We start from the raw sequence: 25,747 nt of genomic DNA on the forward strand, positions 1-25,747 counted from the left end.
CGCCCGGCCAAGCCTGTGTGCGGGGTGTGAATCATGCGAGAGTGAAGGGTCAGGAGGTTTCGATGTCGACACCAGCAACCCGCAGTCGCGAGAACACGCGCGCCCGTCTGCTCGACGCTGCAGCGCAGGTCTTCGCCGAGGTCGGCCTCGATGGAGCGTCGGTCGAGGCCGTCTGCGAGCGCGCCGGTTTCACCCGCGGTGCCTTCTATTCGAACTTCGAGTCCAAGGACGAGCTGTTCCTCATGCTCGCCGCCAGCGTCTCCGAGGTGCGCGTGAGCGCCGTGCGCACCCGCGTCGAGGAGCTGACCGCTGCGGGCGCCCTGGTCGAAGGATGCGATCCGATCGATCTCGTGCAGCAGATCATGGAGCTGGGTGGCGACGACCGCCTCGGAGTGATGCTGTTGAGCGAGATCCGCATCCGCGCGCTCCGTGATGCGAAGTTCGGCGAGGCGTATCTCGCACAGGAGCGCGAGATGGTCTCGAGCATCGCCCAGATCGTCGATGACATCGTCACCGCCGGATTGCTGCGTCTGCGCCTGCCGGCGGAGACCGCGGCGCGCATGCTCATGATCATCTGGGAGGGCATGACCGTGCGAGGGGCGATGGCCGGCCAGGACGACGCGCAGCTGCGGCACTCCGGTGGGGAAGAACTCGGCCGTCTGGTGCAGCTGCTCATCGAGCCGTAGTCGGTACCGCCGATTCCCGAGCCTTCGAGCCGTCGCGGTTCGCCGCGAGTGAGAGCAGGGCGGCGGCTGTCAGGAGTGCGGCAGTCGCGAGGAATGTCGCCTGCAGTGCGGAGGTGAGTGCTTCCGGCGAGGCTGTCGTGATGTCGGGCGAACCGGAGGCCGCGGCGAAGAGCGCCGCGAGCACGGAGGCGCCGGTGACCAGCCCGAGATTGCGGGAGAGGCCGAGCAGCCCCGAGGTCAGACCTCGTCGCTCGGCGGGCGTCGCGCTCAGGACCCCGGTGTTGTTCGCGGCGAGGAACAGCTGGTAGCCGGGCGCAAGCAGCACGGTGCCGGTGATGTATCCGAGCAGACCCCACCACGCGGGCAGCAGGGCGAGGGCGAGCGCGCCGATGATCATGGCAGTGAGCCCGAACGTGGTCATCAGGCGCGTGCCGAACCGGTCGACCGCGCGGCCGGCGATGACTCCCGTACAGATCGATGCGACGGGTCCTGCCGCCATCGTCGCGCCGATGGCGGCCGGGGCGAGGTGCAGTCCGCCCGCGAGGAAGAAGGGGCCGACCACGAGCGTGCTCATCATGACCGTGCCGACGATGAGGTTGAGGATCGCACCGACGCCGACGCTGCGGTTCCGCAGCAGCGCGGGTGGCAGCAGGGGGTGAGCGGCGCGGCTCTCGCGGAGCAGGAACAGGGCGACCGTGACGACAGCGCCGCCGAGGAGAAGCAATGTCGGCCAGGACCCTTCGGCACCGGGTGCGGTCACGCCGAGGGTGTAGAAGGCCACTGCTGCTGTGAGCAACAGCACGCCGCCGACGTCGAATGCGCGACGAGAGGCGCGCTCGCCGTCTGCATCGCGATCGGTGGCGCCGGTCAGGGCTGCGGCGAGGAGGCCGAGGGGCACCATGGCGGCGAAGATCGTCGGCCACCCTGCCGCCGAGATCAGCAGGCCACCGAGCGCGGGACCGGAAGCGGTTCCGACAGCGGCTGTCGTGCCGAGCAGGCCCATCACCCGGCCGAGTCGTTCCGGGGCGACCATGTCGCGAGCACGCGCCAGGGGGAGTGCCATCATGACCGCGGCGCCGATGCCCTGCAGGGCGCGTGCGGCGATCAGCATCCACAGCGTCGGCGCGAGCGCGCAGAGGCCGGCGGCGACGGTGAAGACGGCGATGCCGATCCACAGCACGCGGCGTCGACCGAGCAGGTCTCCCAGGTGTCCGACCGTGAGGCTCGTCGCCGTCATCGCCAGCAGATACGCGAGGGCCACCCACTGCGTCTGCGCGAAGGTCCCGTCGAGGTCTCGAGCGATCGTCGGGAGGGCGACATTGGCAGCGCTGGTCCCGATGGACGCGACGAGCACGCTGAGGGCGAGCCCGGCCGTTCCGGAGCGAAGGGGGGACGCGGTGCGGGGGATCTCCGTCATGTCTTCAGCATCGAACTCGTTGCGTTCGAATGGCAACTCGCGTTGCTGAAACCGGGATGGACGTGGTGTCATGAGGTCATGGATGAGCAGGACGTGGTCGTCGGAGTCACGCTGGAACAGGTCGGTCCGCGACTGCAGGCGCTGCGCGCTCGCCGAGGAGCGACGTTGGCCGAGGTCGCCGCGGGGACGGGGATCTCGAAGAGCACGCTGTCGCGCCTCGAGACCGGTCAGCGGCGTCCGAGCCTCGAGCTGCTCCTGCCGCTCGCGCGGATGTACCGGGTGTCGCTCGACGACCTCGTCGGTGCGCCCGAGATGGGTGACCCGCGGGTGCGGCTGCGTCCGCGCCGTGTGAACGGCCGCACGGTGGTGGCGCTGACCCGCCAGCCCGGCGAGAGGCATGCGTGGAAGATCATCGTGCCCCGAGATGCGTCGGAGCCGAAGCTGACGTCGCATGAAGGCGCCTCCTGGATGTACGTGCTCGCCGGTCGCATCCGGCTCATCGTGGGCGATCGTGACGTGATGCTCGAGGCGGGCGAGGTCGCCGAGTTCGATACGCGGACGCCGCACTGGTTCGGAGCCGACGGGGAGCATGATGCGGAGATCCTGACGATCTTCGGGACGAACGGTGATCACGGCGCCCGAGACGCCGCACTGGCGACGCGCCATCTCGCCGAGGTTCTCGGTGGGGACGTAGGGAATCCTTGATTATGAGAGTTAACTCTCATAACATGGTTAGGTGACCCTAACCGCGCCGGATGACCAGCCCCTGCCACGTCGACGCCCCGGGCGACCGCCGGCGGTGGATGCTGCGGCGATCGCGACCGCCGTGATCGAGGTGGGCTTCCGTGACCTGACCTTCGCTGCCGTCGCCGAGAAGCTCGGTGTGGGGCAGGCGACGTTGTATCGGCATGCGAGCAACCGCGACGAGCTCGTGCGGCTTGGGCTGGATCAGGTGCTGCGCACCGCAGAATGGCCCGACGTGGACGGGGAGTGGCGTCCGCTGCTCGAACGGTGGGCCGTCGCTGCCTGGCACGTCTGGGAACAGCACCCGGGTGCCGTGCTGGAGTTGACCAGAGGCGTGGTGCCGTGGTCCATCGTGATGCTCTCGGACCGAGTGGGTACGGCACTGGTGGAGCGCGGGTTCACCGCTCGCGCCGCAGTGCAGGCCGTCGACCTCGTGTTCGATCTCACCGCGGACAGCAGGAGAGGCGTCGAGATCCTCGACGCTCCCATGGTCACTCAGGACGGCAGGGTCCGCGAGGTCCTCGAGAAGCAGTGGCGGACACCGCCCACAGAGCGGGCGGACAGCGTCGAGGCGCAGGTGCACGACGAGATGATCCTCGCCATCACCGCCGATCCCTTCGACTGGTTCCGCGGGAAGCTCCGGGTGGTACTCGCAGGGATCGCACACGAGCTGGCCGGCGACGGCGAGCGGTCTCACGATGACGAATCGACCAGAACGACAGGAACATCCCGATGACCAGTCCCGACACCGCATCCGTCCCCACAGTCGACGGGGCGCCGCGCTCACAGGTGCCGCTCCTGCTCGGGGCGGTGTTCCTCGCCTACCTCGCACAGATGACGTTGAACCCGATCATTGCGCCACTCTCCCGCGAGGTCGGACTCGCGGAGTGGCAGATCGGCGTCACGATCAGCGTCGCCGCGGCGATGATCGTGTTGACCAGCCAGTTCTGGGGTCGGCGTTCGCAGTCGTGGGGGCGCAAGCCGGTCCTGGTCTTCGCCTTCACGCTGGCGGTGGTCACGATGGCACTCTTCGCGCTCGCCGCCTTCTGGGGGATGAGCGGCGCGATCAGCGGAACGGTGCTCTTCCTCCTCTTCGTCCTGCTTCGCGGCATCGGGTTCGGCGCGGCGATCGCGGCTGTTCCACCGACCGCACAGGCATACATCGCCGATGTGACCACCGACGAGCAGGCGCGCGTGAAGGGGATGGCCGGGGTCGGTGCGGTGCAGGGGATCGCGATGATCGCCGGATCCGTGGTCGGTGGTGTGCTCTCGGCCTTCGGGCTGATCACCCCGTTGATCGTGGTCCCGTTCCTGCTTCTGGCCGGCCTCGGTGTCGTGGCGTTTCGGCTCCGCAGGGAGACCCGCACGGAGCTGATCGAGAAGCCCGCCAGGGTCCGTCCGTTCGACACGCGCGTCTGGCCGTTCCTGGTCGCAGGGTTCGGGATGTTCACCGCGTTGGGGTTCATCCAGGTGATCACCGGGTTCATCGTCCAGGACCGGCTGCACCTCGCCGCGGCGCAGACCGGTCTGGTCACAGGTGGGGCGCTCCTCGCAGCCGGGGTGGGCATGGTCACGGCTCAGGCCGTGATCGTTCCGAGGAGCGGATGGACGCCGCCGACCCTGCTCCGTGTCGGTGGGCTCACCGCCCTCGTCGGCTTCGGCCTGCTCATCGTCGATCTCGGCGCCGTGGCTCTGTTCGCGGCGATCCTGATCATCGGGCTGGGCCTCGGCACCGCGATGCCGGGCTATACGGCAGGCCCTACCCTGCTTGTGCGCCGTGACGAACAGGGCGGACTCGCCGGACTCATCGGAGCGACAACGGGACTCACGTTCGTCGTCGCGCCGACGCTCGGCACCGCGCTCTACGGGGTGTGGCCGGCGCTGCCGATCATCATCGGCGCTGTGATCATGGGGCTGGTCACTCTCTTCGTCTGGCTGCACCCGCGGTTCCGGCAGGCAGCAGAGGTGGCAGCGGCGCCGTAGTCCGGCTCAGTGCGTGGCTGCCGTCAGCTCGTAGTGGCAGCGGGCGAGGCGGGCGAGCCACCATTCGCGGCGCTCGTCGGAGGCGGCGAGACGGCTGAGCGCTTCGGCATCCGGCGTCAGGCGCCCGACCGGGATCGAGCCGTCGACGGGGCGCAGGTCGGCCACGTCGTCGAGGAACAGCGAGGCCGTGCCGAGCCCGCAGTCGTAGTCCAGCGTCGGCAGCGCCGCTGCGAGCGCGGCTCCCTGAGAGAGGCCGATCGCGGTGTCCAGGGCGCTCGAGACCACGACGGGGAGCCCCGCGGCGGTGACGATCTGCAAGGCGTGCGTGATGCCGCCCAGCGGCTGCGCCTTGATCACGAGGAGGTCGGCAGCACCCGCGCGCGCGACCGCGAGCGGGTCGGACGACTTGCGCACGCTCTCATCAGCGGCTACCGGGATGCCCATGTACTTCACGCGCTTGCGCAGATCGGCGAGCTCCGGCACCGTCGCGCACGGCTGCTCGACATACTCCAGGTCGCACTCGCCCAGCGCGTGGACGGCATGCTCGGCCTCGTCGACGTTCCACGCACCGTTCGCGTCGATGCGGATGCGTCCTTCCGGGCCCATCACCTCGCGCACGGCCCGGACGCGGGCCACGTCATCGGCGAGCGTCTGGCCGGGTTCTGCGACCTTGACCTTGGCCGTGCGGCATCCGGGGAAGCGCGCCAGCAGCTCGGGTACGCGCGCCGCCTCGATCGCCGGCACCGTGGCGTTGACGCCGATCCGGTCGCGCAACGGCGTCGGCTGCTCGTGCCAGGCGAAGTCGATCGCGGCGGCGAGCCAGGTGGCGGCCTCCGCGTCTTCGTACTCGAGGAACGGGGAGAACTCCGCCCATCCCTCCGGTCCTTCGAAGAGCAGCGCCTCCCGCACGTCGATGCCGCGGAAGCGGCTGTGCATGGGGAGGGCGACGACCCTGGCCGAGTCGAGCAGGTCTGCGAGCGGCGGGATCATGTGCCCATTCTGCTCCGTGCGCGCCTCGGAGCGCCGCTCGTCGGTCGGGTGAGTCGCGGGCGCTCAGGTGAGGTGCTTCTGCAACTCGCCCATCCGCTCGGTCGGAACGAACCCGAGCAGGGTGTTCACCGAGAGCATGTGCGCGTTGGATTCGGCGTTGTACGTGTAGACGGCTCGTGCATGCGGCGACTCCTGCTGCAGCAGACGGAGGTTTGCGATCTTCACAGCCGTGCCGAGGCGGTGACCGCGGTCGGCGGTGCGCACGAGCGTGCCCCACTGGTAGGCGTTGCCGTCGTCGCCGGACACCACGAGCTGGGTGTACGCGGCGACCTGGCCGGTCGTCGTCAGCGCGACGGAGCCGAAGGAGCGCCGGTTCTGTCGGACGAGGAGCTCCTCCTGCTCGCGGATGCTGTCGACGTCGGGCTTCGCCGGCTCGATGTCGAGATCACCGCTGGGGGCTTCGGTATCGATCGAGGCGTCGAGGATCGTCCAGCCTTCGACGACGTCATCGGGCACGGGGCCGCTCCAACTCCGGATCGTGTAGCCCCGGATCGCCGCGGCGACGTCGGCGTCGATCCGGTCGAGCGTGGTGGGCTCGACCGGGAGCGCGAGGCGATTCTGCAGATCGCCCAGCGCGAGCGAGTAGCCGTGACGCCGAGCGAACTCGCGGCCGGGTGCGCCGTCTCCATCGGCTCCGAGCTCGTACCGCCAGGACGTGTCGCCCTGCGCCGCGGTGCGTCCGGCCGCGATCGCTGTTTCCTCGAGGAATGCCAGGGCGGCGGAGCCGACCCCTCGTCGTCGATGCCCCGGCGGCACGTGGATGGCGAGATGCGCGACGTGCGTGTTGTCCTTCAGGGGGAGCGCGAGCCCCGCCGCCGCCACGACCTCGTCGCCGTCACGCACCAGGTGGGGGCGTCGTTCGAGAACCTGCGACTGCTGCTGCATCGCGCTGCGCGTCTCCTCGCGGGACCAGACCGGGACGTCGAGTCCGCGGTCGGCCCACTCGGCGGCCGCATACGCATCCCACCAGGCGTCCACTGCGGCGGAGTCGAACGGGTCGATGCGCGTGATCTCGAGCGTCATGGCTCCACGGTACTTGCCATCCGGATCTTGAACCACGCATAAACGTGTGATTGACAATAGTGTGTTACACACAGTAATGTGATCGACATGAACGAGACCCTCGACACGCATCTGCAGGAACTGCGTCGCGGCACGATCGTGCTCGCGTGCCTGCAGCTGCTGCGCACGCCGGGCTACGGCTACGGACTGCTCGAGCAGCTCGAGCGGCAGGGGTTCGCGACAGACGCCAACACGCTGTATCCGCTGCTTCGACGGCTGGAGAAGCAGGAGTACCTCACGAGCGAGTGGAACACCGACGAGGCACGGCCCCGCAAGTTCTACCGCACCTCGGATGCCGGCATCCGCCTCGCCGACACCCTCACCGACGAATGGCGCTCGCTCACCACGGCGATCGCATCCCTCACGACAGAGGAGATCTGACATGACCACGACGACCACGCTCACCGAGCGATACGTCAGCGCGACGATCCGCAGCCTGCGCCCAGAGGCACAGGACGACGTCCGCGCCGAGCTCGAAGCCTCCATCGCAGACGCGATCGAGGCGCGGGTCGACCAGGGGGAGACGGCGGATGCCGCCGAGCGCGCGGTGCTCACCGAGCTCGGCGATCCGGGCGTCCTCGCCGCAGGATACGCCGACCGCCCCCTGTACCTCATCGGTCCGCGCTTCTACCTGACCTGGTGGCGACTGCTCAAGCTGCTGCTGATCATCGTCCCGGTCTGTGTGCTCGGCGGTGTCGCGCTGGGGCAGACCATCTCCGGGGCGCCCGTGGGCGAGATCATCTCCACGTCGCTCCTCGCGACCGGAGGCGCGATCCTGCACATCTGCTTCTGGACCACGCTCGTGTTCGTCATCCTGGAGCGCAGCAACAGCTCGACGGCGATCGAGCAGTGGGATCTCGATCAGCTCCCGGAGCCGACGCAGAACGCCGCGGGCCGCAGCGAGCTGATCGCCTCGTTGGTCTTCCTCGGCATCACCGTCGGCGCACTGCTCTGGGACCGTTTCCGCGGTTTCGTCGTCGTCGAGGGCGAGGGTCTTCCCCTCCTCGACCCGCAGCTGTGGCCGTGGGGCATGGGCGTCCTGTTCCTGCTGATCGCCGCGGAGGCCGTGTTCGCCGTGGTGCTCTACCGCAAGGGCAGATGGAACACGGGCCTGGCTGTGGCGAACACGATCCTCGCGCTGGCGTTCCTCGCGTGGGTGCTCGTGCTGCTGCTGAGCGGCGAACTCGTCAATCCGGACTTCCTCGCCTACGTCACAGCGGCCGGCGGAGAGGGCTTCGCCGCAGGGCAGGTCGAATCGGCCGGCGAAGGCGGACTGTTCCGCATCCTCGCCGTGCTGTTGGGCTTCGGCGTCGCGGCCGGAGTCGTGTGGGACATCGTCGACGGTTGGATCAAGACGGTCCGCGCCCGTCGTAGTTGACCGCAGTCGAGGAGGCGCCGTCCCTTCGGGGGCGGCGCTTCCTCCGTCGACGAGACGAGCCGAGGAATAGGCTGGACGCCGTGACCACCGCATTCGTCTCAGATCTCTTCGACCCGGCCGAATGGGTGCTCGCGCCCGGCGCCGAGGACTACACCGACATCACCGCGCACGTCTCGCACGACGGCGGGGTCGCACGCATCGCGTTCAACCGTCCCGAGGTGCGCAACGCGTTCCGACCGCACACGGTCGACGAGCTCTACCGCGCGCTCGACATCGCCCGACAGGATGCGCACATCGGTGCGGTGCTGCTCACGGGGAACGGTCCGAGCCCGAAGGACGGCGGCTGGGCGTTCTGCTCGGGTGGCGACCAGCGCATCCGAGGTCGTGACGGGTACAAGTACTCCGACGCGGAGACCGGGATCGTCGACGGGGCCAGCCGCGCGGCGGTCGGACGCCTCCACATCCTCGAGGTGCAGCGACTCATCCGCTTCATGCCCAAGGTCGTCATCGCGGTCGTACCGGGATGGGCGGCGGGCGGCGGGCACTCGCTGCATGTCGTGTGCGATCTGACGATCGCCTCGGCCGAGCACGGAAAGTTCAAGCAGACCGACGCCGACGTCGGCAGCTTCGACGCCGGATACGGCTCGGCGTACATGGCGCGCCAGACCGGGCAGAAGTTCGCCCGCGAGGTGTTCTTCCTCGCGGAGGAGTATTCGGCCCAGCGCGCCTACGAAGCAGGCGCCGTGAACCGGGTCGTGCCGCACGCCGAACTCGAACGCGAGGCGCTGAAGATGGCGCGCACCGTGTTGACCAAGTCGCCGACGGCGATCCGGATGCTGAAGTTCGCCTTCAACGCGGTCGATGACGGGCTGGTCGGCCAGCAGGTCTTCGCCGGTGAGGCCACCCGCCTCGCCTACGGCACCGACGAAGCCGTCGAGGGCCGCGACTCGTTCCTCGAGAAGCGTGACCCCGACTGGTCATCGTTCCCCTGGCACTACTGAGCCCGCCGCACCGTTGAGTCGGAGACGCGCATGACCGCCCTGATCCCCACGGATGCCGAAGATCCGGTGCTGCTGCGGGAGGCCCTGCAACGTGCGCTCGACGGTGGTCCCGCTCTGGGGCTCGGGATGGTGACCGGTGCTCCCGAGGACGTAGCAGACGGACTCGCTGCCGTGATCGCGACCTCCGGATCGAGCGGCATCCCGAAGCGGGTGGCGCTGAGCGGCGAGGCTCTGCGGGCGAGTGCCGAGGCCACGGCGGCGCGCATCGGCAGCGGACGCTGGCTGCTCGCGCTTCCGGCGAGCTACGTCGCAGGACTCCAGGTGATCGTGCGCTCGATCCTCGCGGATACCCGGCCGACCGTGCTCGAGGGACGATTCTCACCGCTGTCGTTCGCCGAGGCGACATTCTCGATGCTGCGGCCGTCGGCAGGCGCGGGGATCCCCGAGCTCTACACCTCGCTCGTACCCGCGCAGGTCGCGACGCTGCTCGACGCGGCGGATGACACCGCCGTCCGCGCCGCGCTGACGGCCTATCGCGCGATCCTGGTCGGCGGCCAGTCCCTTCCGGAGCCGTTGCGGGAACGGGCAGCCGACCTCGGGGCGCGGCTGGTGCGCACCTACGGCTCGACCGAGACCAGCGGCGGGTGCGTCTACGACGGCGTTCCCCTCGACACGGTCGGCGTGCGCACGGTCGACGGCGAGCTGCGCATCGCAGGCCCCATGCTCGCGGAGGGATATCTCGGTGATGGCTCGTTGACCGCGCGCACCTTCGTCCGCGATGAGCACGGCATCCGCTGGTACCGCACCGGTGATCTCGGTCTCGTGGAGGACGGGGTGGTGCGGGTGCATGGCCGCGCCGACAACGTGATCGTCTCCGGCGGGATCAACATCTCGCTGGACCGCGTGGAACGGGCCGTCCGCCGGATCGCCGGCCTGCATGAGGCCGTGGTGGTCGGGGTGGATGACGAGCGCTGGGGCGAGGCGTCCGTGATCGTCGCGGCCCGTGGCGAGGTGCTGCGGCGCAGCGAGTCCGAGCAGCTCGCGCACGCTCGCGATGCCGTCGAGGAGGAACTCGGCAGACACGCCCGCCCGGCGAGGCTGATCCTGGTCGATGAGCTCGACGTCCTCTCCTCCGGCAAGCCCGATCGCGAGGCCATCCGCCGCATGGTCGCCGACCTGCGCTGAGCCCTCTGCCAGACTGAACCGCATGGCCTCGTACACGCATGGACACCACGAATCCGTCCTCCGGTCGCACAACGTGCGCGACATCGCGAACTCCGCCGAGTACCTTCGCCCGCACCTCACGGCCACCACGCGTCTCCTCGACGTGGGAGCCGGCCCCGGCAGCATCACGGTCGATTTCGCCGGCGTCGTCGCGCACGTCACCGCCACCGAGATCGATGACGGCGCCCTGGCGCTCTCACGAGGCCTTGCGGCCGAGCGCGGCCACACGAACCTCGCGTTCTCGGTCGAGGACGTGCACGCGCTGAGCTTTCCCGACGATTCCTTCGACGTCGTGCACGCGCATCAGGTGCTCCAGCACGTCGGCGACCCGGTACAGGCGCTTCGCGAGATGCGCCGTGTCGCCGCGCCCGGCGGGATCGTCGCCGCTCGCGACGCCGACTACGCGGGCTTCGTCTGGTTCCCCGTGCTGCCTGCGCTTGACCGCTGGCTTGCCCTGTATCGTGCGGCCGCGCAGGCCAATGGAGGCGAGCCGGATGCCGGACGACGGCTGCTGTCGTGGGCGCGCGCCGCGGGTTTCACCGACGTCACGGCGACGGCATCCACCTGGTGCTACGCCTCTCCCTCGGAGCGTGCGTGGTGGGGAGGGATGTGGGCCGACCGCATCCTCGAGTCCGCGCTCGCGCGGCAGCTCGTCGACAGCGGCATGGCGACCGGCGCCGATCTGCAGGAGATCAGTGACGCGTGGAAGCGCTGGGCCGACGACGGCGATGGCTGGTATCTGGTGCCGCACGGCGAGATCCTCGCCCGCGCCTGACCGGGCAGGGATACATCCTGCGACGGATGCCTGCTGCGGAGCCCTCGCGTAGCGTGGGGGAGTGATCCGCCCGCTCTCCCGCACGGCGCTGACCCTCGACATCGTCGGGGCGGCGCTGCTCTTAGTCGTCCTGGCGCCGATATCGATCGTCTTCTACGGCACCACGGACACGCCGATCGGAGGAGTCTCGATCGCGCTCGTCGTCTTCGCGAGCGTGCTGATGTCCGCAGGTGTCGCCATCGGCCGGCTCGCGCCGGGATGGGCGCTCGCCGCGGCGTGGGCCGGTGCAGTGCTGCAGATGCTGGCCGGATTCGGGCCCTTGCCGATCGATTTCGCGATCTTGTTGGTGCTGTACGCCACCGCTGCCTGGGGCACGAGGCGCGTGCTCTGGTGGGGATTCGGCTCCGCGCTCTTCGGCGGGCTCGTCGCTGCCGTGTTCATGGTGATCGTGAACGGCGTCGCCTTCGGCACCGGCACCGGGTGGGAGAAGGTCACGGCGGGTACGCTCCTCCTCATCGTCTCGGTGATGGCGCTCGGTTTCGCGTGGGTGTGCGGGCTGCTCTGGCGAGTGATCCTGCGTGCTCGCGGCACCAGAGCGGCGCAGCTGCAGGCCGAGTCCCTCGCCGCGGAGGAGCAGGAGCGGGTGCGCATCGCGCGCGACATGCACGACGTCGTCGCCCATTCCCTGGCGGTCGTGATCGCCCAAGCCGATGGTGCTCGGTATGCTGCCGCGGTGAATCCGGACGTCGCGACCGAAGCGCTCGGCACGATCGCGCAGACGGCACGCGGGGCGCTGAGCGACGTGCGGATGCTGCTCACGCAACTCCGGCACCGACAGGGCCAAGGGCCGCAGCCCACTCTCGCCGACCTCGAAGCGCTGTTCGCGCAGGTGCGACAGGCGGGCATCGAACCGCGGGTCACGGTAGACCCGATGCCGCCGGGAGAACCCCCCGCCGCCATCCAGCTCGCGGTCTACCGCATCCTTCAGGAGGCCCTCACGAATGCGATCCGACACGGCGACGGCGCGGTCGACGTGCACCTCGCCTGGCTGCGGGATCGCGTCGACGTCGATGTGCGCAACACGGTCGCACGAGATGTGTCGGTCGCACCCGGTGGACACGGCGTCATCGGGATGCGAGAGCGTGCGCAACTCGTCGGCGGTAGTCTGCAAGCCGAGCGTCGAGGGGCACAGTTCGTCGTCCACGCCACGCTCCCGATCGGAGTCTCGGAATGATCAGAGTCGTGCTCGTCGATGACCAGGCACTCTTCCGCGCCGGCATCCGGATGCTCGTGGCTTCGCAGCCCGATCTCGATGTGGTCGGAGAGGCCGGCGACGGCAAGGAGGCGCTCGAGGTCGTGCGCACGACGCGCCCTGACGTGGTGCTCATGGACATTCGGATGCCGGTCATGGACGGGCTCACCGCGACCGCGGAGATCTTGGCGCGACCGGAACCGCCGCGCATCGTCATGCTCACGACGTTCGACCTCGACGAGGCAGCGGCGCGCGCCATCCGCCAGGGAGCGAGCGGCTTCCTCCTCAAGGACGCCGACCCGGAGTTCCTGCTCGCCGCGATTCGCACGGTGCATTCGGGGTCGAGCGTGATCGCAGCCTCGGCCACCCGCGACCTGTTCGAGCACTTCGCCGAGGCGCCGAAGCCCGTTCCCCCGCAGTACGCCGATCTCACCGACCGCGAGCGGGAGATCTTCGCGCTCGCTGCCCGCGGACTCTCGAACGCAGAGATCGCCGGGCGCGAGTACTTGAGTGAGGCGACGGTGAAGACGCACATCAGCCGCATCCTCAGCAAGCTCGCACTGCGCGATCGCGTGCAGCTGGTGGTCTTCGCGTTCGAGCACGGCCTCGCCTGAGCATCGAGCCTCTGCGAGGCGTGGAGCAGATCATCCTTGCGATGTACGCGGATGATTCCCCCGGGCGATGACCGGCGAGGGGCGGCGGAAATAGCGTCGGAGTCATGGAGATCACGACAACCGACCTGGGGCTCGCCGCCCGTGTCCAGCACCTGAAGAAGACCTACGGCTCGGGTGAAAGCACCGTGCGCGCCCTCGACGATGTCAGCGTGGGAATCCGTCGCGGACAGTTCACCGCGATCATGGGGCCGTCCGGATCCGGCAAGTCCACCTTGATGCACATCATGGCGGGCCTCGACAGCCCCAGCGAAGGACGGGTGTGGATCGGCGACACCGACATCACCGGTCTCGGCGACATCGACCTCACGATCTTGAGGCGACGTCGCATCGGGTTCATCTTCCAGGCCTTCAACCTCGTTCCCACGCTCGATGCTCTCGGCAACATCATGCTTCCGTTCGAGCTCGACGGCCGCCGCCCGAGTGCGATCGAGCGTGCGCGCATCGACGGGCTCATCGAGTCGCTCGGACTCGGCTCGCGCCTGAACCACCGCCCGCATCAGCTGTCCGGCGGGCAGCAGCAGCGTGTGGCGATCGCCCGCGCCCTCGCCACCGCTCCGGATCTCGTGTTCGCGGATGAGCCCACCGGCAACCTCGATTCCAAGACCGGCCGCGAAGTGCTGCGTCTGCTCGCCACCGCGAGCAGGGAGCACGGTCAGTCCATCGCGATGGTCACGCACGACGCGATCGCCGCGAGCCACGCCGATCGCGTGCTGTACCTCGGCGACGGACGCATCGTCGCCGACCACCCGCGCCAGAGCGCCGAGGAGATCTCGGCCTACATGCTCGCCGCAGAGGTGGCAGCATGACCGCCATCGCCACGGTCGTTCCCGAGACTCGGGCGACCGGACCGCGCCTGGGGTGGCTGCGTGATCGCGGGATGGGCGCCAGCATCCTGGTCGCCGCGCTGTCGGCCGGGTTCGGCGTGCTCCTGGTCGAGATCACGGCGTATATCGGCGCGGTGCTGCAAGCCGACCCCTTCATCGGCGACAGCGGCACATTGGCCTTCGTCGTCGCGCTGCTGTCGGTGCTCCTGACTGTGGTCGCGATGTACGTCGCGGCGATCGTCACCGCGAACACCTTCTCCACGATCATCGCCGGGCGCACCCGCCAGATCGCGCTCATGCGACTGATCGGGGCGACGGCACGCTCGCAGCGGGCCGAGGTCGGAAAGCAGGGACTCGTCGTGGGGCTCCTCGGGGCGGTCATCGGTGTGCTCGCCGGCCTCGGGCTTGCGGCGCTCGGCGTGCAGATCGGGGCGCAGCTGATCGAGAACGCACCATCGAGCTTCTCGCTCGCGCAGCCGTTCGTCGTGCTGCCGGCGGTCGGGGTGGCGCTCACCACCTGGGCTGCAGCGTGGGCCGGATCCCGCCGCGTGCTCTCGGTGACCCCGCTGCAGGCGCTGGGTGGATCGGTCGAGCGCACGCACGACGAGGTCTCCGGCAAGCAGGGGCGGCACATCGGCGCCTGGGTACTGCTGATCGCCGGTGCGGTGCTTCTCGTCGGTGGCGTGTTGGTCGGGCTCATGACGCCGCTCGGTGTGGTGGTGGCCTTCGTCGGAGGCGTGCTCTCGTTCACGGGGCTCGCCCTCGGATCCGTGCTGTTCATGCCGCCGGTGCTGCGCCTGGTCGGGCGGATGTTCGGGTCGAGCGCCACCGCGCGACTCGCCGCCGAGAACGCGCTGCGCTACCCGGAGCGATCATCCAGGATGGCGATCGGCGTGGTGATGGGCGTGACGCTGGTGACGATGTTCGCCGTGGCGCTCGAGTCTGCCAAGCGTCTGATGATGAGCCAGGTCACGGGGGAGGTGCCGGAGGAGTTCTTCGCCCCGATGGATGCCTTCGCGGCGGTCATGATGGTGCTGGTCGCCGTCTCCGCCGTGATCGCGGCGGTCGGTCTCGTCAACCTGCTCACGATCGGCGTCGTGCAGCGTCGCCGCGAGCTGGGGCTGCTGCGGTCGATCGGCCTGTCGAACCGCCAGGTGCGCCGGATGGTGCTGCTCGAGGCCACGCACATCACGGTGGCGGCGACACTGACCGGGCTCGTACTGGGTGTCCTGTACGGCTGGGTCGCGGCGCAGTCGCTCCTCGGCTCGGTGCCGACCCTGCCTGACTTCACTCCGGCCGGGCTCGTCGCCCCGCAGATCCCGTGGATCCCGGTGGCGATCATCGTCGTCGCGACAGCCGTCCTCACTCTGGTCGCAGCGGCGACGCCCACGCGGCTGGCCACGAGGGTGGCCCCCGTCGAGGCGCTCGCGGCGGACTGACGCCTCTAGGCTGGTCGGGTGCCCTCGCCGTTCGATCAGTCCACGTATCAGGTCCGCCTCGACTGGGGCACGGCGGGTCTTGCCCGTCTCGCCCCCGTCGACGTCGTCGTGGTCGTGGACGTGCTGCGCTTCTCCTCCACGGTGATCGATGCCACAGCATCCGGTGTCGAGGTCGTGCTGAGCGAGGCGGAGACCTGGTCGCGCAACGGTGCGGCCGTGGCTGCCGCGGCCTCGTCGGGTGCGATCGTGCTCGTCGGCGGCCTCCGCAACGCCTCGGCCGTCGCGCGGGTGGTGCAGACGATCCAGGAGCGTCGACAGGCACGAACCGCGGTCGCGGTCATCGCGGCAGGAGAGCTCGATGACGCAGGCGTGCTGCGGTTCGCGGTCGAAGACCAGCTCGGAGCCGGTGCGATCGTGTCGGCTCTTTCGGACAGGGGGATCGATCACACGGCCCCGGACGCCGCTGTGGCCGCCGAGGGCTTCCGTGCCCTTCGCAGCGCGCTGCGGCACATGGTCGGTGCGAGTGGATCCGGCCGTGAACTCGCCGAAGGTGTCGCGGCGACCGCCGGCATCGAGGCAGCGGGCCTGGTGCCGACAGAGGTGAAGGATGCCGCTGCGGTCGACGCCGTCGACGTCGTCCCGGTGCTGCGCGACGGCTCATTCGTTCGCTTCGACTGAGCGATCAGCGACCGAGCCCGTTCGAGACGTCGATATCCGCCGGATGCCGCGGGGGAGGCGTGGCTGCGGCTCCGGGCACGTAGGGTCGTGGCATGAGGTACCTCCCCGCTGTCATCGTCGACGTCGTGCTCGTGCTGATCTTCGCCGCGATCGGTCGCGCCTCGCATGACGAGAACCCCGCCGGGTTCCTGCTCACCGCGTGGCCCTTCCTGATCGCGTTGGTCATCGGTCACCTGGTCGCTGCCCTGCTTCCGGGTCGGCCCCGACGACCATGGTCTCTGCTGTGGGGAGCTGTGGTCTGGGTCGTGACGGTCGCGGGGGGAATGCTCATCCGCGTACTCAGCGGCGACACGGCGGAGGTGCCGTTCATCATCGTGGCGACCCTCGTGCTCGGGGTCTTCCTGGTCGGCTGGCGCGCGATCGCGGCGCTGCTGCGACGACGTCGATCCGCCGGAACCCATGAAGCGGCTGCGGCCAACGACCCGGAAGGGCTCGACGACTCGATCAGCTGAGCCGGGGTCAGCGCGGCATCTGCGCCGAGAGGCGCGCGTCGGTCGAGATCTCTCGGCGGGTCCACGCGAACAGGTGCCTCGAATCGAACGTACGTGAGCAGCGTGCGCACGAGGTTGCTCTCGTCGGCCGGCGATGCCGATAGGTCACGTGCCCGGCAGGGCAGTTGCCCACCCAGGGGGCGAGTTCGACGGCGGTCTCGCCGTGGTGCGTCGTGCCGCCGACGTAGCCGAGGTCTCGGGCGACGCGCTTCCACGCCGGACCGTGCGCTGCCTTGTGCCCGGCGAGAGCGTGTGCCACCTCGTGCAGCAGTACCTGATGGATCTCGTCGTCGTCGAAGCGCGCTGCGAGGTAGCGCGACACCGTGATGCGCTTCTTCGTGTAGTCGCACTGCCCGGCCCGACGTTTGGCATGGTCGAATCCGAACGACCAGCTGTCGTCGAGATGCAGTGTGATCAGTGCCTCGCCCCAGACGCGCACACGGTCAAGTTCCGCCATGCGCCAAGGCTAATCCCTACGACCGACATCCCGGTCGTCGACAGGCTCAGCCGGCGATGAGCTGCGGCGGGCGGCGGCGTTCGGCCGCCTCGATCGCGAGCAGCGCGGTCTCGAGTTCGCTGTCCTCGGCACCGGACTCGCGACGCAGGAACAACGATTGCTTGAAGCTCTCGCGCGCCGTCTCGTAGTCGCCGGCGTCATAGGCGTTCTTGCCGTGGTGCTGATACGCGAAAGCCGCGATCGACGCCCACCGCTGGCCCTCGGCCTCGGTCGCGCAGGTCGCCAGCTCCTGCTCGGCGGCGGCGTGCGCACCGCGGTACTGCAGGACGGTCGCATGCAGCACGCGTGCGCGGAGGACGTCTTTGCGGGTCCCGGCCATGCGCGCCTGACGCACCGTCTCGTCTGCCAGTGCGAGCGACTCGTCGAGCCGATCGAGCACCTTGAGCAGCCATACGCGCTCCAGCAGAGCGGGCAGACTCCGCTGCGACTCGATCTCTGCGAGACGCGTCGCGCATTCGTCGAGATCGACCTCTTCGCGGAGGGTCTCCTGGTCGTATCCCCGGATGAAACTCATTGCTCTCCTTCCGCAGCGTGCCCATCCAGTCTGCCTTCCGGTCGCACGGTCGTCGGGGCGGCGCGCCCTGGTCGCCGCATCCGGCTCTCGACACGCCGAGGACCAGGCGCGCGGGTCGCCGATGGGCTCCCCGCACGTCGACTCGAGGGCGGAGGAATCGTTCAGCGCAGGAAGAGCGAGGCGTCAGGGCGGGGCGAGGCGACGGCATCCGCGTCGGTCACGATCCGTGCGCCCTGGATGAAGGCATGCGCCTCGGCGCCCTGGGCGATCTTCGCGGGGTGGGGGCCCGCAGCCAGCATCCGCGGCAGCCATTCGGTCGGCAGGGGAGAGGCGGACGCCGCGACCACGAGGTTCCCGAACCGCCGGCCCTTGAGCACCTGGGTATCGGCGAGGATGCCGATCTCGGGGAGAACCTCCGCGATCGTCGCGGCCTGGCGGCGGGCGAACGCGAGTCCTGGCCCGTCTGCGACATTGACGAGCAGCACGCCACCCGATCCGAGCAGTTCGGCGAGCTCACGGTAGAACTCGACGCTGGTGAGGTGCGCGGGCGTCTGCGCCCCTGAGTAGACGTCGGAGACGACGAGGTCGCAGCTCGCGTGTAGAGCACTCGGTAGCTTGCGCACTCCTTCACGCGCGTCGCCGATCCGGATCCGGATCGGCGCGCCCTTCGGCACGGGGAGATGCTCACGCACCAACTGGGCGAGCGGGGCCTCGAGTTCGATGACCTGCTGGCGGGAGCCGGGGCGCGTCGCATCGATGTAGCGGGGGATCGTCAGCGCGCCGGCGCCGAGGTGCACAGCGGTCAGGGGGCCGGGAGCGAGCTGGTCGATCACCGCTCCCATCCGCACGATGTACTCGAAGTGCAGATGGGTCGGGTCGTCGAGGTCGACATGCGATTGCGGGGTGCCGTCGACGACGAGTTCGAAGCCGCTCGTGAACTCCGACGGCACGATGGTCGCGATGCCGCCGTGGTCTAGTCGGGCCTGGGGATGCTCCGTGTCACGCGATCTCGTCCGGCCCATGGCACGAGCCTACGCGCAGGTCATCGGTGCTCAGCGCTGCTTGCCGTTGGCGCAGGTCTCCTGCTCGGCCGTCTGACCTGAGATGGCGGAGTCGAGTGTCGCACGCGGCGCCGGAGTCCCGGTCGACGGGTCGTCGGTGGTGGGAGCCTCTGTCGTCGGTGCCTCCGGATCGGTTCCCGGAGCAGGATCGACGAGCTCGACGCCGCCGTTGTTGCTGGCCTTGCCCGTCAGCTGCACGGACTGGCCGGCCTCCAGCGCGTCCCAGATCGTCGCTGCAGCCGCACGGTTGGGGATCACGCGGTCGGAATCATCCGGGTCTTCGAACACCGGGTACTGCAGGAAGACGAACTCCGAGAACGGCACATCCTTGATGGAGAGCGCGAGCTGTGCGAGACGGACCGGGTTCGCGAGTTGGTCGCTCGGGTCGATGTTGTCGACGACGGTGTTGGCGAGCCCGAGCACCTTGCCGGGGTCGGTGAGGACCTCGTCGCTCATGATCTTCTTCACCAGACGGGACATGTACTGCTGCTGGTTCGAGACCCTCGCCATGTCGCTCTCATCCCCGACGCCGTGCCGCGTGCGGATGAACTGGAGGGCTTCGTAGCCGGAGACGGTGCGCGGGCCCGGTGCCCAGTCGAGGTTGGTGTGCCTGTCGCGGATGCCGTCGCCGCCGATGCACACCTCGACCCCGCCGATCGCATCGGTCACCTCCATCACCCCGTCGAAGTCGATCTTCGCGGCGAAGGGGATCTCGACGCCCGTGAGCGCGGTCACCGTCTTCGCCACGCAGGACAGGCCGGCGCGCTGGAAGACCGAATTGATCTGCGTCTTGCTCGTCGCCGAGGCGACGGATCCGTCAGCCAGGTTGCATTCAGGAGTCTCGATCATCAGGTCGCGCGGGAACGAGATCGCGGTGACCTTGCGCGGCTCCGCAGACACGTGCACCAGCAGGTTCACGTCGTTGAGGATCCCGCCGTCGGCCTCGGAGCAGCGCTCGCCCAGCAGGCCCGTCGACACCGCACCGCACTCGTCGGTGCCGATGATGAGCATGCTGAACTCGCCGGGGTAGGCGCTGATCGAGGGCGGCTCGACCTCGGGAGCGCCCTCCAGCTCGACAGCGCCCTCGTTGAAGCGATTGAAGTAGTCGGTGACGACGAACGCGGCGACGGCGATCGCGGAGACGAGCACGACACCCAGCGTGATTCCGGCGATCTTCAGGAATCCTCTGGCGGGCCCTGGAGAGGGGAGCGTCGCGTGGCGGGCGACCGTCGAACGGTCCTTGTCAGGGGTGCGGCGAGCCATCCGGGGAGCCTATCGGGGGAACCTGATGTTACGGCCGCATGACGATTGTGGGAGGAACTTGCAGGTAATTAGTTAGTCGTGGATACTTTTTCCTAACCCCCGGTGAGTACCCGATGCTTGCCAGGACTTTTCAAAGAGGAGATCCCCGCAATGCACAAGCGCATTCTCTCGGCTGTGGCGCTCGGCGCCGTGGCCACGCTCGCCCTCGCCGGCTGCGCCGGCGGCAGCGACACCGGCTCTGCCGACGGCAAGGGCCAGGAGCTCACCGTCTGGATCATGAAGGGCACCAACCCCGACGCGTCCGCCTTCTACGACAAGGTGTCCGACGCCTTCGAGAAGGAGACCGGTGCGACGGTCAAGATCGAGGAGATCCAGTGGGCCGACGCCCACGACCGCTTCGTGACCTCCATCGCCGGTGGCACGACCCCCGACATCGCCGAGACCGGCACCACCTGGACCGCTGAGTTCGCCGACGCCGGCGCGCTCGAGCCGCTCGACGAGTACGTCGACGCCGAGAAGGGCCTCCGCGACGACCTCGTCGAGGGCCTCGAGGTCGCCGGCACCTACGACGGCGAGCTGTACGGCATGCCGTGGTACGCGGGTGTCCGCTCGCTCGTCTACCGCGCCGACGTGTTCGAGGAGCTCGGTCTCGAGGCTCCGAAGACGTGGGATGACATCGTCGCCGCTGGAGATGCGATCAAGGCCGCCAAGCCCGACATGCTCCCCTTCCCGGTTCCTGGTGACGCCGAGTTCCAGGTCTACCCCTGGGTCTGGGGCGCCGGTGGCGAGATCGCCACGAAGGACGGCAAGACCTGGACCAGCGAGCTCGACAGCAAGCAGTCGCAGGCCGGTATCGAGTTCTACACGGGCCTGGCCACCGAGCACGGCTTCTCCTCCGCAGGTGCCACCACCTGGAAGGAGACCGACCTCCGTGACGCGTTCACGCAGGGCAACGTCGCCATGATGCTCTCCGGCTCCTGGACGCCGAAGTCGCTCATCGAGGCGAACCCCGACCTCGAGGGCAAGATCGGCGCAGCGGTCATCCCCGGCGAAGACGGCGGCATCGCTCCGTCCGTCCTCGGCGGATCGCACCTCTCGGTCTTCAACACGACCAAGAACGCCGACCTGGCGTGGGAGTTCGTCAAGCTCATGAGCACCGGCGAGTTCGCCGAGCAGTGGTCCGACGAGACCGGCTACTTCCCGGGCGTCCAGTCCGCGATGGAAGAGGCACTGGCCTCGACCGACCCGCTGGTCGCACCGTTCGCCGAGCAGATGGTCGACGGCGGCGCCTCCGTGCCCGTCACGCCCAACTTCGGCGCTGTGCAGGCGAAGAAGACCACCAACTCCATGATCCAGGCCATCCTCAGCGGGCAGAAGGACGTCGCGACCGCGACGAAGGACGCCGCCGCCGAGATGACCGATCTGCTCAACCAGAAGTAAGGAAGCATTCCTTCCATGTCGATGGTGCAAGCGCCACTGCCGGCCACGAAGGCGGAGTCCACCTCCGCCTCCGTGGCCGGCGGCCGGAAGCGACGCGGCCTCTCGGTCGTCGCGGCCCGCCCCTGGCTCCTTCTCGCGCCCGGGCTGGCCATCCTCGCGGTGCTCATGCTCTGGCCGCTCATCCAGGTGGTCATCTACTCGCTGCAGGACTACGGTCTGCGCGAGATCAACACGGGTGAGAGCAACTGGATCGGTCTCGACAACTACGTCGAGGCGCTCACCAACCCGACTCTCTGGACGGTGGTGCTGCCCAACACGGTCGGATTCGCCGCTGTCGCGGTCTTCGTCACCGTCGCTGTCGGCACGCTCGTGGCGCTGCTGCTCGCACGCCTCGGCACCACGTGGCGCGTCATCGTCTCCAGCTGCATCATGGTCGCCTGGGCGATGCCCGCCGTGACCGGAACATACGTCTGGACCTTCATCTTCGATGCCGACCGCGGCATCTTCAATGCTGTCCTGCGCGACCTCGGCCTCATGGACGACCCGGTCAACTGGTTCACGAACCAGTGGTCCTTCTACGCCATCGTGCTCCTCAACGTGGTGCACCACGGCTTCCCGTTCGTCGCCATCACGGTGCTCGCCGGACTCCTCGGCGTCTCGAAGGAGATGCTCGAAGCGGCAGCCCTCGATGGCGCCGGCGCCTGGCGCCGCTTCTGGAAGATCATCTTCCCGACGCTCAAGCCCGTCTTCTCGGTCGTGATCATCCTCTCGACCATCTGGGACTTCAAGGTCTTCGCCCAGGTGTACCTCATGCCCGGCGGTGGTGGTGGCAACCGTCAGGTGCTGAACCTCGGCGTCTGGTCGTATGTGGAGTCCTTCGGCCAGAACCGCTACGGCTTCGGTGCCGCGCTCGCCGTGCTGCTCACCCTGGTGCTGATCGGCATCACGATCGTCTACATCCGCTCCCTCATGAAGGAGGATGAGCTGTGAACCCGCGTCCGAGGCTCCGCTCCCGCATCGGAATCGGAATCGCGGTCGCCGCGGTCCTGATCTTCACGCTGTTCCCCGTGTACTGGATGGTCTCCAGCGCCTTCGACGGCAAGGCCTCCAGCGGTGGGCAGTCGCTCATCCCGCAGGAGTTCACGTGGGACAACTTCGCGTTCGTGCTCACCGACGGCGGATTCGGCACATACCTGCGCAACTCGGCGATCGTGGCCCTCGTCACGGTTCTCGTGAGCGCCCTCGTGTGTCTGCTCGCCGCGGTCGCGGTCGCGCGTTTCAAGTTCAAGTTCCGCACCACGATCCTGATGATGATCCTGATCGTGCAGATGGTGCCGCTCGAGGCGCTCGTGATCCCGCTGTTCCTGCAGGTCAAGAGCCTGGGTCTGCTCAACAGCATCCTCGGCCTCATGGTCGTCTACGTCGCCCTCTCGCTCGCGTTCGGCATCTGGATGCTGCGCGGCTTCGTGGCCGCCGTTCCGGTCGAGCTCGAAGAGGCCGCCTACATCGACGGTGCGAGCTGGTGGCGCATGTTCCGCTCGGTGCTGCTGCCGCTGGTCATGCCCGGCCTCGTCGCGACCAGCATCTTCAGCTTCATCACCGCGTGGAACGAGTTCATCTTCGCGATGACGATCCTCGGCGCCCAGACCGACCAGTACACGGTCTCGATCGGTCTGAAGTCGTTCTTCGGTCTGCACTCCAACGACTGGGGCAGCATCATGGCCGCGTCGACCATCATCACCGTCCCGGTCATGATCTTCTTCGTGCTGGTACAGCGCAAGCTCGCCTCCGGCATGGTGGCAGGAGCGGTGAAGGGATGACCGACGAGCTCGAACGCCTCGCGAACGGCGTGCTGTGGCCGGGGTTCTTCGGCACCGAAGCGCCCGAGTGGCTGCGCGATGAACTGCGTGACGGCCTGGCCGGAGTCGTGTACTTCGGGCAGAACGTCGGCGAGGGGCTCCCGGCGCTGAGCGCGGCGATCCTCGACGCGAACCCCGCTGCCCTCATCGGCATCGACGAGGAGGGTGGCAGCGTCACCCGGCTCGAGTCCGCCACCGGTTCCACGGTGCCGGGAGCCGCCCAGCTCGGTCTGCTCGATGATCTGGTCGCTTCGGAGCGGACCGGCGCGGAGCTCGCTCGCCGGGTGCGTGCGGCCGGTGCGAACGTCGTGCTCGGCCCGGTCGCCGACGTCAACACCGACCCCCGCAACCCGGTGATCGGTGTGCGGGCGTTCGGCGACGACGAGGTGCTCGTCTCACGTCACGTCGTCGCGACGATCGACGGCATCCAGGATGAGGCCGTCGCTGCCTGCGTCAAGCACTTCCCCGGCCACGGCGACACCCATATGGACTCGCACCATTCGCTTCCGGAGATCACGCTCGACCTCGAAGAGTTCGAACGCGTGCACCTGGAGCCGTTCCGCGCCGCGGTCGACGCGGGTGTGGATGCCGTGATGACCGCGCACATCGTGGTCCCGGCATGGGGCGAGCAGCCCGCAACCCTCAATCCGCGCGTGCTGGGCATGCTGCGCGACTGGGGCTATGACGGCGTCATCATCACGGACGCGCTCGACATGGCCGCCATCCGCGAGACCGTCGGACTCGGCGGGGGAGCAGCCCTGGCACTCGCTGCCGGAGCCGACCTCCTCTGCATCGGCAACCCGACCAATCCTGGCGACGCCGCCCTCCCGGATCAGGACGAGCAGGACTTCCGTGCCGCGAGGGACGGGATCGTCGCAGCTCTCCGTGACGGCTCGCTCTCCAGGGCTCGCGTCGAGGAAGCTGCCGGCCGGGTCGCGAATCTCGCGGTCAAGCTCCGTGCCGCGGCTGACCGCGACCACGAGCCGACCGACGACTTCGACGCCGCCGAGATCGTGCGTCGTGTGGTCCGCGTCTCCGGCGAAGCGCCGGAAGCGGCATCCGAGCTCGCCGTGATCGATGCTCGTCGCCGGTCGACGCTCGCCGTGGACAGTGCGGGTTCCTACGTCGCGAGTGCGCTTGCGGGCGACGGTCTGCGCGAGCGCCTGGACGTGGCCTCCACCCCGGTGTCCGAACAGGACCGCGTACTCGACGAGGTCGCGGCGGCTGCCGGGACCACCGTGCTGCTGATCGACAGGCCGGATACGGACGCCGCGCAGCGCTCGCTCGTCGAACGTGCTGCTCTGCGCGATCCCGGTGCGGTCGTCGTCAATGTCGGCCTTCCCACGGTGAACCCGTTGCCGCTGCCGACGATCGAGGTCGCCGCAGCCAGTAGGCTCGGTGCGCAGATGGCGCGCGAAGCACTCCTGGGGCACTTCACGGTGCAGCAGAGGATGACCAGCGCCGGCTGAGACAGGATCCCTCCATGGACGATGACGTTCTCGCTCGGGTGCGACGCTCGCTCCCCAAGGTGAGCGCTGCCGAGGCGCGCGTCGCGGAGACGATCCTGGGAGACCCGACGCTGGTCGTAGACCTCGCGATCAACGATCTCGCCCAGCTCTGCCACACCTCGCTGTCGACGGTCGCCCGCTACGCCCAGTCACTCGGGTACACCGGCTATCGCGAGCTCCGCGTCGCGGTCGCCCGCGCGATCACGCTCGCCCAGGCGCAGCAGGCGCGGTTCGGTCTCGACACCACGGCGATCGATCCCGACGACGGTCCGACGGCGATCGCCGCCAAGCTCGCCGCGCAGGAGATCGATGCGATCGAGAAGACCGCACTCGCCCTCGACGCGGTCGCCCTCGACCGGGTCGCCCGTGCGGTCGTCGCCGCGCGGCACATCGACCTCTTCGGACAGGCGGCGTCGTCGCTGACCGCGCAGGATCTGCTGTTGAAGCTCTCGCGGATCGGATGCTCGGTGTCGCACTCGCCGGATCCGCATCTCGCAGTCACCACCGCCTCGCTGCGGACCGCCGACGACGTGGCGATCGCTTTCTCGCACGGTGGCGAGACCGCGGAGACGCTGCGTGCGCTCGAGGTCGCGCGAGATGCCGGAGCACTCGCCGTCGCGGTCACCAGCGCGCCCGACTCGCCGTTGGCGCTGGCGGCGGAGGTCGTGCTGCTCACGCATGCGCACGAATCCCCGTTCCGGATGGCGGCGATGTCGAGTCGCATCGCGCAGCTCGCCCTCGTCGATGTGCTGTTCGTGCGTGTGGTGCAGCACCGTGGCGAGCCGGTCGCCGTCTCGCTGCAGCGGACCCACGACGCAGTGCCCGCACGCCGTCGCACCTGAGGCTC

27 protein-coding genes are annotated in these 25,747 nt (G+C 68.9%); 20 read left to right on the top strand and 7 right to left on the bottom strand.

Annotated elements, in window-relative coordinates; genetic code table 11:
* Positions 1 to 62 precede the first annotated feature (62 nt).
* Positions 63 to 686 carry a TetR/AcrR family transcriptional regulator gene (locus tag CQ040_RS08635; RefSeq protein ID WP_028502189.1) on the top strand — a complete coding sequence of 208 codons (624 nt, stop codon included), beginning with the start codon at positions 63 to 65 and terminating at the stop codon, positions 684 to 686.
* Here the strand turns inward: CQ040_RS08635 and CQ040_RS08640 are convergent.
* Positions 673 to 2,103, bottom strand: a complete 1,431-nt coding sequence (locus CQ040_RS08640) for an MFS transporter (protein WP_105527379.1) — start codon at positions 2,101 to 2,103, stop codon at positions 673 to 675. The two genes, CQ040_RS08635 and CQ040_RS08640, sit on opposite strands and share 14 nt — an antisense overlap.
* A gap of 78 nt (positions 2,104 to 2,181) precedes the next feature.
* On the opposite strand from CQ040_RS08640, the gene CQ040_RS08645 reads away from it, so the two are divergent.
* The 3 genes from CQ040_RS08645 to CQ040_RS08655 are packed head-to-tail and all read left to right on the top strand — an operon-like array spanning position 2,182 to position 4,830.
* A complete protein-coding gene (locus tag CQ040_RS08645) occupies positions 2,182 to 2,808 on the top strand; it encodes a helix-turn-helix domain-containing protein (protein WP_105527373.1) in 627 nt (208 codons plus the stop codon).
* A 31-nt stretch (positions 2,809 to 2,839) separates the two neighbouring features.
* Positions 2,840 to 3,583: a TetR/AcrR family transcriptional regulator gene (locus CQ040_RS08650; protein ID WP_105527372.1), complete on the top strand. Its 744-nt coding sequence runs from the start codon at positions 2,840 to 2,842 to the stop codon at positions 3,581 to 3,583.
* Positions 3,580 to 4,830 carry an MFS transporter gene (locus CQ040_RS08655; protein ID WP_105527371.1) on the top strand — a complete coding sequence of 417 codons (1,251 nt, stop codon included), beginning with the start codon at positions 3,580 to 3,582 and terminating at the stop codon, positions 4,828 to 4,830. Before CQ040_RS08650 ends, CQ040_RS08655 begins: the two co-directional genes overlap by 4 nt.
* A 6-nt stretch (positions 4,831 to 4,836) precedes the next feature.
* On the opposite strand, the gene CQ040_RS08660 is transcribed toward CQ040_RS08655, so the two are convergent.
* Positions 4,837 to 5,820, bottom strand: coding sequence for an o-succinylbenzoate synthase (locus CQ040_RS08660; protein WP_105527370.1), 984 nt, complete (start codon positions 5,818 to 5,820; stop codon positions 4,837 to 4,839).
* Between the two features lie 63 nt (positions 5,821 to 5,883).
* Positions 5,884 to 6,903: a GNAT family N-acetyltransferase gene (locus CQ040_RS08665; RefSeq protein WP_105527369.1), complete on the bottom strand. Its 1,020-nt coding sequence runs from the start codon at positions 6,901 to 6,903 to the stop codon at positions 5,884 to 5,886.
* A gap of 87 nt (positions 6,904 to 6,990) precedes the next feature.
* On the opposite strand from CQ040_RS08665, the gene CQ040_RS08670 reads away from it, so the two are divergent.
* From CQ040_RS08670 to CQ040_RS08720, 11 genes are all read left to right on the top strand, one after another.
* Positions 6,991 to 7,323 (top strand): PadR family transcriptional regulator, encoded by a 333-nt coding sequence (locus tag CQ040_RS08670; RefSeq protein ID WP_036274178.1) that lies wholly within the window; start codon positions 6,991 to 6,993, stop codon positions 7,321 to 7,323.
* 1 nt (position 7,324) lies between these two features.
* Positions 7,325 to 8,320: a permease prefix domain 1-containing protein gene (locus CQ040_RS08675; protein WP_105527368.1), complete on the top strand. Its 996-nt coding sequence runs from the start codon at positions 7,325 to 7,327 to the stop codon at positions 8,318 to 8,320.
* An 80-nt stretch (positions 8,321 to 8,400) separates the two neighbouring features.
* The gene (locus CQ040_RS08680) at positions 8,401 to 9,321 is read left to right on the top strand and encodes a 1,4-dihydroxy-2-naphthoyl-CoA synthase (protein WP_105527367.1); all 921 of its coding nucleotides are present in this window, start codon (positions 8,401 to 8,403) and stop codon (positions 9,319 to 9,321) included.
* 30 nt (positions 9,322 to 9,351) lie between these two features.
* The gene (locus CQ040_RS08685) at positions 9,352 to 10,506 is read left to right on the top strand and encodes an AMP-binding protein (RefSeq protein WP_105527366.1); all 1,155 of its coding nucleotides are present in this window, start codon (positions 9,352 to 9,354) and stop codon (positions 10,504 to 10,506) included.
* A gap of 22 nt (positions 10,507 to 10,528) precedes the next feature.
* On the top strand, positions 10,529 to 11,320 hold the full coding sequence (locus CQ040_RS08690; protein ID WP_105527365.1) for a class I SAM-dependent methyltransferase: 792 nt from the start codon (positions 10,529 to 10,531) through the stop codon (positions 11,318 to 11,320).
* Positions 11,321 to 11,381: 61 nt separating this feature from the next.
* Positions 11,382 to 12,554 (top strand): sensor histidine kinase, encoded by a 1,173-nt coding sequence (locus CQ040_RS08695; protein ID WP_105527364.1) that lies wholly within the window; start codon positions 11,382 to 11,384, stop codon positions 12,552 to 12,554.
* Positions 12,551 to 13,186, top strand: coding sequence for a response regulator transcription factor (locus CQ040_RS08700; RefSeq protein ID WP_105527363.1), 636 nt, complete (start codon positions 12,551 to 12,553; stop codon positions 13,184 to 13,186). Before CQ040_RS08695 ends, CQ040_RS08700 begins: the two co-directional genes overlap by 4 nt.
* A gap of 104 nt (positions 13,187 to 13,290) precedes the next feature.
* A complete protein-coding gene (locus tag CQ040_RS08705) occupies positions 13,291 to 14,052 on the top strand; it encodes an ABC transporter ATP-binding protein (protein ID WP_028502198.1) in 762 nt (253 codons plus the stop codon).
* On the top strand, positions 14,049 to 15,509 hold the full coding sequence (locus CQ040_RS08710) for an FtsX-like permease family protein (RefSeq protein ID WP_105527362.1): 1,461 nt from the start codon (positions 14,049 to 14,051) through the stop codon (positions 15,507 to 15,509). Before CQ040_RS08705 ends, CQ040_RS08710 begins: the two co-directional genes overlap by 4 nt.
* An 18-nt stretch (positions 15,510 to 15,527) precedes the next feature.
* Positions 15,528 to 16,187: a 2-phosphosulfolactate phosphatase gene (locus tag CQ040_RS08715; protein WP_105527361.1), complete on the top strand. Its 660-nt coding sequence runs from the start codon at positions 15,528 to 15,530 to the stop codon at positions 16,185 to 16,187.
* Between the two features lie 92 nt (positions 16,188 to 16,279).
* Positions 16,280 to 16,699, top strand: a complete 420-nt coding sequence (locus CQ040_RS08720; protein WP_105527360.1) for a DUF3054 domain-containing protein — start codon at positions 16,280 to 16,282, stop codon at positions 16,697 to 16,699.
* Positions 16,700 to 16,706: 7 nt separating this feature from the next.
* Here CQ040_RS08720 and CQ040_RS08725 read toward each other — a convergent pair whose 3' ends face one another.
* The 4 genes from CQ040_RS08725 to CQ040_RS08740 form a co-directional block, all read right to left on the bottom strand.
* Positions 16,707 to 17,195: a SprT-like domain-containing protein gene (locus CQ040_RS08725; RefSeq protein WP_105527359.1), complete on the bottom strand. Its 489-nt coding sequence runs from the start codon at positions 17,193 to 17,195 to the stop codon at positions 16,707 to 16,709.
* A gap of 46 nt (positions 17,196 to 17,241) precedes the next feature.
* Positions 17,242 to 17,769: a hypothetical protein gene (locus tag CQ040_RS08730; protein ID WP_105527358.1), complete on the bottom strand. Its 528-nt coding sequence runs from the start codon at positions 17,767 to 17,769 to the stop codon at positions 17,242 to 17,244.
* A 161-nt stretch (positions 17,770 to 17,930) separates the two neighbouring features.
* Positions 17,931 to 18,791: a spermidine synthase gene (locus CQ040_RS08735; RefSeq protein ID WP_105527357.1), complete on the bottom strand. Its 861-nt coding sequence runs from the start codon at positions 18,789 to 18,791 to the stop codon at positions 17,931 to 17,933.
* A 30-nt stretch (positions 18,792 to 18,821) separates the two neighbouring features.
* Positions 18,822 to 20,093: an LCP family protein gene (locus CQ040_RS08740; RefSeq protein ID WP_105527356.1), complete on the bottom strand. Its 1,272-nt coding sequence runs from the start codon at positions 20,091 to 20,093 to the stop codon at positions 18,822 to 18,824.
* A gap of 150 nt (positions 20,094 to 20,243) precedes the next feature.
* Here CQ040_RS08740 and CQ040_RS08745 point away from each other — a divergent pair, with 150 nt between their 5' ends.
* From CQ040_RS08745 to CQ040_RS08765, 5 genes are read left to right on the top strand one after another with little or no spacing between them, the layout of a single operon-like run.
* Complete coding sequence (locus CQ040_RS08745) at positions 20,244 to 21,533, top strand: sugar ABC transporter substrate-binding protein (protein ID WP_105527355.1); 1,290 nt, start codon at positions 20,244 to 20,246, stop codon at positions 21,531 to 21,533.
* Positions 21,534 to 21,548: 15 nt separating this feature from the next.
* Positions 21,549 to 22,523 (top strand): carbohydrate ABC transporter permease, encoded by a 975-nt coding sequence (locus CQ040_RS08750; protein ID WP_028502207.1) that lies wholly within the window; start codon positions 21,549 to 21,551, stop codon positions 22,521 to 22,523.
* Complete coding sequence (locus CQ040_RS08755; RefSeq protein WP_028502208.1) at positions 22,520 to 23,353, top strand: carbohydrate ABC transporter permease; 834 nt, start codon at positions 22,520 to 22,522, stop codon at positions 23,351 to 23,353. The genes CQ040_RS08750 and CQ040_RS08755 overlap by 4 nt, the downstream gene beginning before the upstream one ends.
* On the top strand, positions 23,350 to 24,861 hold the full coding sequence (locus CQ040_RS08760) for a glycoside hydrolase family 3 protein (protein WP_105527354.1): 1,512 nt from the start codon (positions 23,350 to 23,352) through the stop codon (positions 24,859 to 24,861). Before CQ040_RS08755 ends, CQ040_RS08760 begins: the two co-directional genes overlap by 4 nt.
* 14 nt (positions 24,862 to 24,875) lie before the next feature.
* Positions 24,876 to 25,742 (top strand): MurR/RpiR family transcriptional regulator, encoded by an 867-nt coding sequence (locus CQ040_RS08765; protein ID WP_105527353.1) that lies wholly within the window; start codon positions 24,876 to 24,878, stop codon positions 25,740 to 25,742.
* Positions 25,743 to 25,747: the final 5 nt, after the last annotated feature.

Origin of the sequence: Microbacterium sp. MYb54 (genome assembly GCF_002979515.1) — a bacterium.
Classification (GTDB): Bacteria; Actinomycetota; Actinomycetes; order Actinomycetales; family Microbacteriaceae; genus Microbacterium.